At 74.5% G+C, this 12268-nt stretch carries 9 protein-coding genes; 1 reads left to right on the top strand and 8 read right to left on the bottom strand.

Features of this window, described 5'->3' with window-relative positions; translation table 11 throughout:
* Positions 1-98: 98 nt before the first annotated feature.
* From mnhG to GA0070618_RS02090, 7 genes are all read right to left on the bottom strand, one after another.
* The gene (gene mnhG / locus GA0070618_RS02060; RefSeq protein WP_088980109.1) at positions 99-434 is read right to left on the bottom strand and encodes a monovalent cation/H(+) antiporter subunit G; all 336 of its coding nucleotides are present in this window, start codon (positions 432-434) and stop codon (positions 99-101) included.
* Entirely contained in the window at positions 431-694 is a 264-nt protein-coding gene (locus tag GA0070618_RS02065; RefSeq protein ID WP_088980110.1) for a monovalent cation/H+ antiporter complex subunit F, read from the bottom strand. The genes mnhG and GA0070618_RS02065 overlap by 4 nt, the downstream gene beginning before the upstream one ends.
* Complete coding sequence (locus tag GA0070618_RS02070) at positions 691-1317, bottom strand: Na+/H+ antiporter subunit E (protein ID WP_414467549.1); 627 nt, start codon at positions 1315-1317, stop codon at positions 691-693. Before GA0070618_RS02070 ends, GA0070618_RS02065 begins: the two co-directional genes overlap by 4 nt.
* Positions 1314-2810 (bottom strand): Na+/H+ antiporter subunit D, encoded by a 1497-nt coding sequence (locus GA0070618_RS02075; RefSeq protein WP_088980111.1) that lies wholly within the window; start codon positions 2808-2810, stop codon positions 1314-1316. Before GA0070618_RS02075 ends, GA0070618_RS02070 begins: the two co-directional genes overlap by 4 nt.
* A complete protein-coding gene (locus GA0070618_RS02080; protein ID WP_170107865.1) occupies positions 2807-3406 on the bottom strand; it encodes a Na(+)/H(+) antiporter subunit C in 600 nt (199 codons plus the stop codon). Before GA0070618_RS02080 ends, GA0070618_RS02075 begins: the two co-directional genes overlap by 4 nt.
* Positions 3403-6237 carry a Na+/H+ antiporter subunit A gene (locus tag GA0070618_RS02085; RefSeq protein ID WP_088980112.1) on the bottom strand — a complete coding sequence of 945 codons (2835 nt, stop codon included), beginning with the start codon at positions 6235-6237 and terminating at the stop codon, positions 3403-3405. Before GA0070618_RS02085 ends, GA0070618_RS02080 begins: the two co-directional genes overlap by 4 nt.
* A gap of 106 nt (positions 6238-6343) precedes the next feature.
* Entirely contained in the window at positions 6344-6757 is a 414-nt protein-coding gene (locus GA0070618_RS02090) for a hypothetical protein (RefSeq protein WP_231931573.1), read from the bottom strand.
* A gap of 180 nt (positions 6758-6937) precedes the next feature.
* Between GA0070618_RS02090 and GA0070618_RS02095 the strand changes: the two genes are divergently transcribed.
* Positions 6938-11533 (top strand): ATP-dependent helicase, encoded by a 4596-nt coding sequence (locus tag GA0070618_RS02095; RefSeq protein ID WP_414467550.1) that lies wholly within the window; start codon positions 6938-6940, stop codon positions 11531-11533.
* Between the two features lie 41 nt (positions 11534-11574).
* Here the strand turns inward: GA0070618_RS02095 and GA0070618_RS02100 are convergent, their stop codons facing one another.
* The gene (locus GA0070618_RS02100; RefSeq protein ID WP_088980113.1) at positions 11575-12186 is read right to left on the bottom strand and encodes a hypothetical protein; all 612 of its coding nucleotides are present in this window, start codon (positions 12184-12186) and stop codon (positions 11575-11577) included.
* Between the last annotated feature and the right edge of the window lie 82 nt (positions 12187-12268).

Here is a 12268-nt window from a genome sequence, read left to right on the forward strand (position 1 = left end):
CGGCTGGCTACTGCTGCCCTCCTGGGCAGAAGAGTCGATCATGCGGGTCATTTTATCGGCCCGGACTGGGTGCTGCCTGGAGGTACGGGGAAGCGGTTTCACCGGTCGGCGAGTTCGTCGACGTCGAGCAGGTTTCGATCGACCCGGCCGGACCGGTAGACGGCCCGGCTGATCATCTGCGCGGTGACCGGCGCGGTGGCCAACTGGAAGAGCCCGACCAGCAGGATCATGCCGAGGTCGGTGGGGCTGCGCAGGCGTAGCGCCAGGCCCAGCAGGATCAACAGCACCCCCAGCACCTGCGGTTTGGTCACCGTGTGCATCCGGTCGAGGGCGTTCGGCAGGCGCAGCACCCCGACCCCGGAGGCCAGGCTGAACAGCGCGCCGGCCAGCAGGCAGACGGCCGCGAGCAGGTCGGCCAGGTCGGTGGCGCTCACGACTCCTCCCCGACGGCGAACCGGACCAGGGCCACCGAGCCGAGGAACGCCAGCAGCGACAGCACCACCAGCACCGGCAGGGTGGTGGCCTGCCGGTGCACCGCCGCCTCGGCGCCCACCGCGGCGATCATCGTGGCCAGCAGCAGTTCCGTGGCGACCAGCCGGTCGAGCAGGGACGGGCCGCGCACGATCCGGACCAGCGCGAGCAGGGCGGTGACGGAGAGCAGGACGGTCAGGACGACGATCACGGTCAGGTTCACGTGGCGGTTCCCTTCTCGGCGGAGGCGGCCTCCACCAACCGGACCTCGGCGGGAGAGCCGACGGCGCGGACGAGGCGGCATTCGACGTCCTCGATCCGCCGGCGGGTACGGCACAGGTCCTCCGGTCCACGGACGTCGAAGACGTGGACGTAGAGCAGGCCGGTGTGCCGGTCGACGTCGACGATCAGGCTTCCCGGCACCAGCGAGAGCACCTCGGCGGTGAGGGCCAGGTTCAGGTCGGTGCGCACCCTCAGCCGGACCGCGATGATCGCGCTGCGCGGCCGGTACCCGGGGCGGACGGCGATCCAGGCGACGTGGATGCTGGCCCCGACCAGCTGGACGACGAACCGCGCGCCGAAGCGCAGCAGCGCGCCGGGGCGGAGCCGGCTGTCCAGGGTGACCGGCGGCAGCGGGAAGAACACCAGCACCACCGCCGCGACGGCCGCCCCACCGACCAGGTTGCCGAGGGTGAACCGCCCCCAGAGCAGGTTCCAGATGAGCACCATCCAACCGGCGGCGATCAGCCGTTCCCGCCAGCGGGCGGCGCGGGCACGGCCGGGCGCCGCCCCGGGGATCATCGGTCGGCGGGGGCCGGACGCGGGGACCGACGGGTCCGGGTTCACGGGGTGCCCTCGGGGAAGACGGCCCGGACGTACGGGGTGCGTCGGTACAGGTCGTCCGCCGCGTCCGCGGTCACCGCGAAGATCGGCCCGGCGGCGAGGGTGAACGTCACGCCGAGCGTCACCAGCGCCACCGTCGAGCCGACCATCAGGCGGGGCAGCGACGGAGCCTCGCCGACCAGCCGGGGCGACCGCCAGAACGCGATGTTCCACACCCGCGAGGCGGCGTAGAGGGTGCAGAGGCTGGTCACCGCCCCGGCGGCCACCACCGTCCAGGGCAACGCGCCGCCCACCGCCGCTCCGGCCTGGAAGAGGCCGAGCTTGCCGAGGAAACCCGGGAAGGGCGGGATCCCGGCGAGGTTCATGGCCGGGACGAAGAACAGCACCGCGATCAGTGGGGTGATCCGGGCCAGGCCGCCGAGGCGACGCAGGTCGGTGCTGCCGGCGCGCAGTTCGATCAGGCCGGCGACGAGGAAGAGCGTGGTCTGGACGGTGATGTGGTGCAGCACGTAGAAGATCGCGCCGGTGAGCCCGGCCACGGTGCTCAACGCGACTCCGAAGATCATGTAGCCGATGTGGCTGACCAGGGTGAAGGAGAGCAGTCGTTTCAGGTCGGACTGGGCCACCGCGCCCAGGATGCCGACCAGCATGGTCAATCCGGCCACCACCATCAGCAGCGCGTCGGCCCGCCCGCCGGGGAAGAGCAGCGTCTCGGTGCGGATGATCGCGTAGACGCCGACCTTGGTGAGCAGACCGGCGAAGACCGCGGTGACCGGGGCGGGCGCGGTCGGGTAGCTGTCCGGCAGCCACGCCGCCAGGGGGAAGACGGCGGCCTTGATGCCGAAGGCGAGCAGCAGCATCAGTTGCAGCGCCAGCCGCAGGTCCGCCGGCAGGGTGTCGAGGCGGCCGGCGAGCTGGGCCAGGTTGAGCGTGCCGGTCGCCGCGTACACCAGCCCCACCCCGCTCAGGAAGATCATCGACGCGAGGATGTTGACCACCACGTACGTCGAGCCGGTGCGGATCCGGACGTCACTGCCGCCCAGGGTGATCAGCACGTAGCTCGCGGTCAGCAGCATCTCGAACCCGACGAACAGGTTGAACAGGTCACCGGCGAGGAAGGAGTTGGTGACTCCGGCGGTCAGCACCAGGTAGGTGGGGTGGAAGATGCTCACCGGGGTGCCCTCGTCGAGGTCGGACTGCCCCTGGCCGATGGAGTACAGCAGCACGCAGAGCGTCACCGCCGCCGAGACGGTCAGCATCAGGGCGGCCAGCTGGTCGGCGACCAGCACGATGCCGGCCGGTGGCGGCCAGCCGCCGATCCGGACCACCAGCGGTCCGTCGGCGTACGCCCGGACGAGCAGCACCGCCGACACGGCCAGGGTGGCGGTGAGGACGAACACGCTGACCGCGCGCTGCGCCCGTGCCCACGGCAGCACCAGGGTCAGCGCGGCGCCCAGCAGCGGCATCACCACCGGCAGCGGCACCAGGGCGGTCATCGGCGACCTTCCGGACCGGCGGACCCGCCGCCGCCGCCGTCGTCGGACGGGCCGTCGCCGGCCGCGCGACGGGGGCGGGGAGGATCGTCTTCGGCCACCTGACGGGGGTGGGACGGATCCGCCCCGACGGGGTGGGACGGGTCGGGTGCGTTCGGCGAGCGGTCCACCTGTTCGGCGTCGTCCCCGGGCCCCTCCCCGCCCGGGTCCTGCGGGGGTGGGGCGTCCCGGTCGGCGAGTCCGACGATCTGCCGGTCCTCCGGGTCGTCCCGGACCTCGTCGTGCGCGGTGAGCAGCCAACTCCGGTACGCCACGGCCAGCAGGAACGCGGACAGCCCCAGGGTGATCACGATGGCGGTGAGGATCATCGCCTGGGGCAGCGGGTCGCTCATCTGGTCCGCCGGGGTGGTGCCGGCCAGCGGGGCCTCCTCCGCCGGGCCGCTGAGCAGGATCAGCACGTTGACCCCGTTGCTGAAGAGGATCACGCCGAGCAGGATCCGGGTGAGGTTGCGCTCCAGCAGCAGGGTGACGCCGGTCGCGACGAGCACGCCGACGATGACCGCCAGCACCAGCGTGGGACCGTTTCCCGAGGCGGTCACCGTTGCCCACCCTGCCGGTCGGCCGCCAGGCCCCGGGCCGCCTGGCCACCGGTCTGGATCTGGCGGTCGACCTCCGCGCCGAGGGTGCGCAGGACGTCCAACGCCAGGCCGATGACGACGAGGTACACACCGATGTCGAAGAAGAGCGAGGTGACCAGGTAGAAGTCGCCGAGACCGGGCACGCTCAGGTTGATCCGGCTGCTCTCCAGCAGGTTCCCCGTGGTCAGCAACGCGACCACCCCGCTGCCCACGGCGGTCCCCAGCCCGACGCCGAGCACCGAGCCGGCCCCCACCGGGGCGGCGTCCTCCAGTTCGTACCGCCCGCCGGCCAGGTAACGCAGGGTCAGCGCCAGCGCCGCCACCAGCCCGCCGACGAAGCCGCCACCGGGCGCGTTGTGCCCGGAGAAGAGCAGGAAGAGGGAGAAGAGCACGACACTGTGGAAGATCAGCCGGGTGACCACCTCGAAGACCAGCGAGCGGCGACGCTCATGCAGGGTCGGTCCGCCCCGGAGCCAGACCCGTTGACCCGGCCGGTTGCGGGCGGCGGACGGGCCCCGGCGACGCGGGCGGGGTCCGGTCCGGGAACGTTCGAAGATCAGACTGGCCACCCCGGTGGCCGCCACCACGAGGACCGAGATCTCGCCGACGGTGTCCCAGACGCGGATGTCGACCAGGATCACGTTGACCACGTTGTTGCCGTACGCCTCCTCGACGGCGAGTCGGGGGAAGTCCACCGAGACCGGCGGCAGGCGGCGGCTACCGGCCGCCGCGACGGCCAGGCCGGCGAGGACCACGCCCACGGCCACCCCGATCCCCCGGCGGACCCACCGGCTGCGCCGCAGGGGACGGACCGAGAAGCGGGGCGGCAGCCGGCGCAGCGCCAGTACGAAGAGGGTGATCGTCGCGGTCTCGACGAGGATCTGGGTGAGCGCCAGGTCGGGCGCGCCGTGCACCACGAAGATCATCGCGGTGCCGTACCCGGTCACCCCCACCAACAGCATGGCGGTCAGCCGGGTCCGGGCGACCACGGCGAGCACCGCCGCCACCGAGACGATCAGGCCGACCAGTGGTTGCACCGGGCTGTCCCAGATGCGGGTGGGCACCGGCCAGGGCCGGACCAGCAGCATCGCCCCGCCCGGGAGCACCACCAGCACGACGAGGATGGTGCCGAGGTACTGCGGCAGCGAGCCGCGCTGGATCCGGCTGGTCAGCTCGATCGCGACGCGGTCGAAGACGTGGGTGGCCCGTTCGTAGAACTCCGATCCGGCGATCGGGGCCCGCACCCGGGCCAGCACCGGGGCGAGCGGGCCGCGCAGCAGGAAGATCAGCCCACCCGCCGCCAGCACCAGCAGGGACAACCACAGGGCGGGCTGGGGACCGGACCAGAGCGCCAGCGGATGGTCGCTGCCGGAGAACGTCGCGGCGTACGGCGTGAACAGGGCGCCGACCGGTCCGGCGAGTGGCCCCAGGAGGAGCCCGGTCAGGGCCAGCAGCGCCGGGGGTAGCACGAGCGCGCCGGCCGGCCGCCCGACCGGCACCGGGTCGACGCCGGGTTTCGCACCGAAGGCGCCCCACAGGAACCGGGCGCTGTAGGCGACGGTGAGGGCCGAGCCGACCACCACGACGCCGAGGGCGAGCGGGTCGTGGAGGAACGCGTACAGCACGGCTTCCTTGGCGACGAACCCGACCAGCGGCGGAGCCCCGGCCATCGACGCGGCGGCGAGGAGCGCGACGAGCCAGAGCAGCGGCAGCCGACGCCGCAGCCCGGTCAGTTCGCGCAGGTCCCGGGTGCCGGCGACGTGGTCGAGGGCCCCGACGACCAGGAACAGCGCCGCCTTGAACAGGGCGTGCGCCAGCAGCAGCGCCAGCGCGGCCAGCGCCGCCTCCCGGGTGCCCGCTCCGGTCACCGCCATGAGCAGGCCGAGCTGGCTCAGGGTCCCGAACGCCAGCAGCAGTTTCAGGTCGGTCTGACGCAGCGCCGCCCAGGCGCCGACGACCAGGGTCGCGAGCCCGGCCACGGTGGTGACCGGCCGCCAGGGCGGGGTGTGGGCCAGCACCGGGGCCAGCAGGCCGACGAGGTAGACACCGGCCTTCACCATGGCCGCCGCGTGCAGGTAGGCGCTGACCGGCGTGGGTGCGGCCATGGCCGCGGGCAGCCAGGCGGTGAACGGCAGGACGGCCGACTTCGTCAGCGCCCCCACCAGCACGAGCAGGGCGGCGACGGTCAGGTGCCCCCCGCCGGGCGGCACGGCGACGATCTCCGACCAGCGGTAGGTGCCGGCCAGCTGCCCGATCATGACGAACCCGACGAGCATCGCCAGTCCGCCCAGCGTGGTCACGGTCAGCGCCTGGGCGGCGGCCCAGCGGCTCGCCCGCCGCTCCGGATGGTGCCCGATCAGCAGGTACGAGAAGACCGTGGTGAGTTCCCAGCAGACGTAGAGCAGGAGCAGGTTGTCGGCGAGGACCAGACCGAGCATCGCCCCGGCGAAGGCGACGAGGACACCGGCGAACCGGCCGAGCTCCGGCTCGTCCGGGGCGAGGTAGCCGGCGCAGTACACCAGCACCAGCGCGCCGACGCCGCCGACCAGCAGAGTCATCAGCCAGGACAGGGTGGTCATCCGCAGTGCCAGGTCGAGCTGGAGCTGGCGGATCCAGGGGTGGTACTCGACCACCGTGCCCCCGTCGCGGACCGCCGGGGTCCGCGCGAGCGCCCAGGCGAAGGCGGCGGCGGGCGCCAGGGCGAGCGGATAGCAGGCCCGGGGCCCCCACCACCGGACCAGCAGCGGCGCGAGCAGGGCCGCCACGAGGTGGAGGATCAGCAGTACGAACACGCGTCCTCCCGGTAGGTGGCAGCACCCGGCGGGGCACTCTCCGGCTACCAGGGATCACACGTCAGACGGCGCGACCTATGGGGTGTTTTGCGAAAAAAGCCCGGTTTTACCACCCGGTCGGTGACTGCGGGCCGGGCCGCTCGGCGGGGCGACTGCCGGCCGGGACGGGCGTCTCGCGCAGCACACGGTCCCGGCGGGACTCCACCAGCAGATCCGGACGGCCGAGCTGGAGAGCCACCTTGTTGACCACGCGCTGCGCCGCCGCGAGGGAACGCACGCTGAGCAACTGCCCCCGGCTCTCCCGTCGCAGGACGAAGTAGTGCACGGCGGCCCGCACCTGGGCGCGGTCGGCGGCGCTGGCCGGCGCGGTCTGCACGACCAGCTCCCGCAGGCACCGCGCGAGACGTTCGGCCAACTCCAACTCGGGGCCGTGCAGGCCGACCCGAACGGTGGCGAGATGACTGTCGACCTTGCGGATGAGCACGTCGGTGCCGGGTTCCGAGCCTCGCTCCACGGCCATCCGGCTCCCCTCCCCGACCCGGCGATGCGGGAGAAGTTACTGTATGTTTCCGTGGCCTAGCAAGCAGTTAAGTAAGACTTAACGCGCAAGAAGCCCATCTTGTCCCGTACGAAGCCCAGCCGGACACCAACTCGGTCCGGCCGACGCGTGGGCGGGTCGTTGTCGCACCCACGCGGCAGGATGGGAGACGTGACGGAGATGCTGGCGGGGTTCGGCGCGCCGACCCGGGAGTGGTTCACCGCCGCCTTCGCCGCACCCACACCCGCCCAGGCGGGCGCCTGGCGGTCGGTCGCGGCCGGACGGCACGCCCTGGTCGTCGCCCCCACCGGTTCCGGCAAGACGCTCGCCGCGTTCCTGTGGTCCCTGGACCGACTGGCCCGGGAGCCGGCCCCGGACGACCGGCGGCGACGCTGCCGGGTGCTCTACGTCAGCCCGCTCAAGGCCCTGGCGGTGGACGTCGAGCGGAACCTGCGCACCCCGCTGGCCGGGATCCGGCAGGCGGCCACCCGACTCGGGGTCACACCCCCCGACGTCACCGTCGGAATGCGCACCGGAGACACCCCCGCCGACGAGCGCCGGGCCTTCGCGCGCACCCCGCCGGACATCCTCATCACCACCCCGGAGTCGCTGTTCCTGCTGCTCACCTCCGCCGCGCGGGACTCCCTGCGCGGGGTCGAGACGGTGATCGTCGACGAGGTGCACGCGGTGGCCGGCACGAAGCGCGGCGCGCACCTGGCGCTCTCCCTGGAACGCCTCGACGAACTCCTCCCCCGGCCGGCGCAGCGGATCGGCCTGTCCGCCACGGTCCGCCCGATCGACGCCTGCGCCCGGTTCCTGGGCGGTTCCCGGCCGGTCGACGTGGTGCAGCCACCGGCTGCCAAGACCATCGAGCTCAGCGTCCAGGTGCCGGTGGCGGACATGGCCCGGCTCGACGAGGTCGAGCCGGCCGGGGACGACCTCGGCGGTCCCGGTCCCCGGCGCGCGTCGATCTGGCCGGCCGTGGAGGAACGGGTCCTCGCCCTGGTCCGGGCACACCGCTCGACCATCGTCTTCACCAACTCGCGGCGCAGCGCCGAGCGGCTCTGCGCCCGCCTCAACGAACTGGCCGCCGAACCCCCGCCGAGCGACGGCGCGGCGGCCGGTGCGACGTCCGACCCGACGGTCGGGCCGGTTCCCGCACCGCCCGCCCGACGGCTGCCCGCCGAGATCATCGCCCAGTCCGGCGTCGCCGAGGGGACCAAGCCGGTGATCGCCCGGGCCCACCACGGCAGCGTCTCCCGGGAGGAGCGCAAGCACATCGAGGAGGCGCTCAAGTCCGGGCAGTTGCCCTGCGTGGTGGCCACCTCCAGCCTGGAGCTGGGCATCGACATGGGCGCCGTCGACCTGGTGGTGCAGATCGAGGCGCCGCCGAGCGTGGCCGCCGGCCTGCAACGGGTCGGCCGGGCGGGGCACCAGGTGGGCGCGGTCTCCCGGGGCGTCGTCTTCCCCAAGCACCGGGGCGACCTGCTCTCCTGTGCGGTGGTGGCGGACCGGATGGCCGCCGGGGCGATCGAGGAGCTGCACCATCCGCGCAACCCGCTCGACGTGCTCGCCCAGCAGGTCGTCGCGATGGTCGCGATGGAGCCGTGGCAGGTCGGCGACCTGGCCGCCGTGGTCCGCCGTGCCGCGCCCTTCGCCGAGCTGCCCGACTCGGCCCTGCACGCGGTGCTGGACATGCTCTCCGGGCGGTACCCGTCCACCGCCTTCGCCGAGCTGCGTCCCCGGCTCGTCTGGGACCGCGCCACCGACGTCCTCACCGGCCGGCCGGGCGCGCAACGGCTCGCGGTGACCAGCGGCGGCACCATCCCCGACCGGGGGCTGTTCGGGGTCTTCCTGGCCGGGGCGGAACGCGCCGCCCGGGTGGGCGAGCTGGACGAGGAGATGGTCTACGAGTCCCGGGTGGGTGACGTCTTCCTGCTCGGCTCCTCGTCCTGGCGGATCGAGGAGATCACCCCCGACCGGGTGCTGGTCTCCCCCGCCCCCGGCCAGGCCGCCCGGATGCCGTTCTGGAAGGGCGACCAGGCGGGCCGCCCGGTCGAGCTGGGTCGGGCGATCGGCGGCCGGGTGCGGGCCCTGCTGCGGCAGGACGACGAGGCCGCGCTGGCGGCGCTGCGGGCCGGCGGGCTGGACGACTGGGCCGCCGGCAACCTGATGGCGTACCTCCGCGAGCAGCAGGCGGCCACCCGGTCCCTCCCCGACGACCGGACGGTGGTCGTCGAGCGCTTCCGCGACGAGCTGGGCGACTGGCGACTCGCCGTGCACAGCGTGCTCGGCGCCCGGGTCAACGGGCCGTGGGCGCTGGCGATCGGCCGCCGGCTGGCCGAGCGGTACGGCGTGGACGCCCAGGTGATGCCCTCCGACGACGGCATCGTCGTCCGCCTGCCGGACACCGCCGACTCGCCCCCCGGCGCCGACGTGGTGGCCTTCGACCCGGACGAGATCACCCAACTCGTCGAGGAGTCGGTCGGCACGTCGGCGCTCTTCGCCGCCCGGTTCCGGGAGTGCGCGGCCCGGTCCCTGCTGCTGCCCCGCCGGGACCCGCGCCGCCGCCAGCCGCTCTGGCAGCAGCGGCAGCGGTCCGCGCAACTGCTCGACGTCGCCCGCGAGTACGCCGACTTCCCGGTCACCCTGGAGGCGGCCCGGGAGTGCCTCCAGGACGTCTTCGACCTGCCCGCGCTGACCACGCTGATGCGGGAGCTGACCACCCGGCGGGTCCGCCTGGTCGAGGTGGAGACAGCCCAGCCCTCGCCGTTCGCCCGCTCGCTGCTGTTCGGGTACGTCGGCGCGTTCCTCTACGAGGGGGACGCCCCGTTGGCCGAGCGGCGGGCCGCCGCCCTGGCCCTGGACTCCGGCCTCCTCGGCGAGCTGCTCGGCCGGGTCGACCTGCGCGAGCTGCTCGACCCGACGGTGCTCGCCGAGACCGACCGGCAGCTGCGCTGGCTGACCGACCAGCGCCGCCCCCGTGACGCCGAGGACGTGGTGGAACTGCTCCGGGTGCTCGGCGACCTGACCGACGACGAGCTGGCCGAGCGAGGCGTGCCGGCGGACTGGCTGACCGGGCTCGCCGACGCCCGACGGGTGCTGCGGCTGCGCATCGCCGGCCAGGAGCGCTGGGTCGGGGTCGAGGACGCCGCCCGGCTGCGCGACGCGCTCGGCGTGGCGTTGCCGGTCGGGGTGCCGGAGGCGTACCTCACCCCGGTCGCCGACCCGCTCGGCGACCTGGTCGCCCGGTACGCCCGCACGCACGGCCCGTTCGCGGCGGCGACCTGCGCGGCCCGCCTCGGGCTCGGCGTCGCCGTGGTGGAGCAGACCCTGCGTCAACTCGCCGCGACCGGGCGGGTGGTCGCCGGCGAGTTCCTGCCGGAGAGCGCGGGCAGCCAGTGGTGCGACGCGGAGGTGCTGCGGCTGCTGCGCCGCCGTTCCCTGGCCGCGCTGCGCCGGGAGATCGAACCGGTGCCGCCCCGGACGCTCGCCACCTTCCTGCCCCGCTGGCAGCAGGTCGGCGCGACAGCCCGGGGGGTGGAGGCGCTCGCCGCCGCGCTCGAACAGCTCCAGGGCGTGGCGGTGCCGGCGTCCGCGCTGGAACGGCTGGTGCTGCCGGCCCGGGTGGCCGACTACTCCCCCGCTTTCCTCGACGAGCTCTGCGCCAGTGGCGAGCTGGTCTGGGCCGGTTCCGGGGCGATCTCCGGCGGGGACGGCTGGGTCACCCTGGCGTACGCCGACACCGCGCCGCTGCTGCTCCCCCCGCCGGACGAGGCGCTGACCCCCACCCCGGCGCACCAGGCGGTGCTGGACGCGCTGGCCGACGGCCAGGCGCTCTTCTTCCGTTCGCTCGCCGACCGGGTGGCCTCAGGCGACGACGCGGCGCTCACCGCCGTGCTGTGGGACCTGGTCTGGGCCGGTCACCTCACCAACGACACGCTCGCCCCGCTGCGCGCGCTGCTCGGCGGGGCCGGGGCGCACCGGTCCCGCCCCACCGCCCCCCGCACCCGGTACCGCCGCCCCGGCCGGGTCGCGCTGCCCACCCGCAGTGGCCCGCCGACGGTGGCCGGACGCTGGTCCCGTCTGCCGGACCGGGACACCGACCCGACCCGGCGGGCCGCCGCCCTGGCCGACCTGCTGCTGGAGCGGCACGGGGTGCTCACCCGGGGCGCGGTCGTCGCCGAGCAGGTGACCGGCGGGTTCGCCGCGGTCTACCCGGTGCTGTCCGCGTTGGAGGAACGCGGGACGGCCCGACGCGGGTACTTCGTGGAGGGGCTGGGGGCGGCACAGTTCGCGGTGCCCGGCGCGGTGGACCGGCTCCGCGCCCTCGCCGACACCGCCGACGCCACGCGGAATCGCGGCGGGGCCCCGCTGGTGCTCGCGGCGACCGACCCGGCCAACCCGTACGGCGCGGCGCTGCCCTGGCCGGAGCGGGTGGTCGACTCCGGCGACGGCGCCGCCACGGCCACCGGCCACCGGGCCGGCCGCAAGGCCGGTGCCCTGGTCGTGCTGGTCGACGGGGAACTGGTGCTCTACGTCGAGCGCGGCGGGCGGACGATCCTGTCCTTCAGCGCCGACGGCGAGGCCCTCACCGGGGCGGCGAAGGCGCTGGCCGACGCGGTGCACTCCGGCGCGCTCGGCGCGATGTCGGTGGAGCGGGCGGACGGCGGGGCGGTGCACACCTCACCGCTGCGCGACGCGCTCACCGCCGCCGGCTTCCGGGCCACCCCGCGCGGCCTGCGCCTGCGCGGCTGACGCACCGCAGGGGCGGCACCGACGGCAGGGCTGCCGGCTGCTCAGCCCAGGCCGGCGAGGACGTTGTCGTAGCGCTTCCGCTGGTCCGCCTTGGTGGTGGTCCCCAGGTAGCTGAGCACCACGGTCCCCTTGCGGTACGCGTCGGTGCCCCACATGTCGGCCTGGTTCATCGCGTTCGCCTCGTTCGGGAAGACGTACACCGAGACGGCGTCGGTGACGAGCAGTTCGGCGCAGCCCAGCCCCGCACCGTCCGGCCCGCAGTCCACCGAGCGGTCGCGGACGCCGGCGACCGGCAGTTTCGCGGCCCGGAAGGCGTCCACCACCTGCCGGGCGCTGGGCGCGCCGGCCGGACGGGTCGGCATGACGAAGGGTGGGGTGCTGGCCCCGCCCGGCCCGCTGGGCACGACCGGCGGCGGGGTCATCCGGCCGGCCCGGGGCGGACCACTCGGGGTCGTCCCGGTGCTCGGGGCCGTCCCGGCGCTCGGCGTCGCCGACGGGGCCGGCGGGGTGCCCTCCGCCGGGGTGGCCCACACGGGCGCGCTCGGCGAGGCGGCGCTGTCGGGCCGGTCGTCGGCGTCGTCACCGCAGCCGCTGAGGGCGGTGGCGAGCACGAGCAGGGCGGCGACGGTCAGAGTACGGGGTGCGGAGGTCACCCCTCGTAGTCTGCCGAACCGTTCCCGGCTGTGCGAGGGCCGGTCGACCGACACCCGTCCACCAACCGTCCCCACCGGAGGA

This window comes from Micromonospora echinospora, from assembly GCF_900091495.1.
Taxonomy (GTDB): domain Bacteria; phylum Actinomycetota; class Actinomycetes; order Mycobacteriales; family Micromonosporaceae; genus Micromonospora; species Micromonospora echinospora.

Excerpts from the sequence above, each read along its gene's own strand:
- GA0070618_RS02090 (WP_231931573.1), bottom strand. The coding sequence starts at position 6,757 with ATGGCCGTGGAGCGAGGCTCGGAACCCGGCACCGACGTGCTCATCCGC.
- GA0070618_RS02075 (WP_088980111.1), bottom strand. The coding sequence starts at position 2,810 with ATGACCGCCCTGGTGCCGCTGCCGGTGGTGATGCCGCTGCTGGGCGCC.
- GA0070618_RS02095 (WP_414467550.1), top strand. The coding sequence starts at position 6,938 with ATGGGAGACGTGACGGAGATGCTGGCGGGGTTCGGCGCGCCGACCCGG.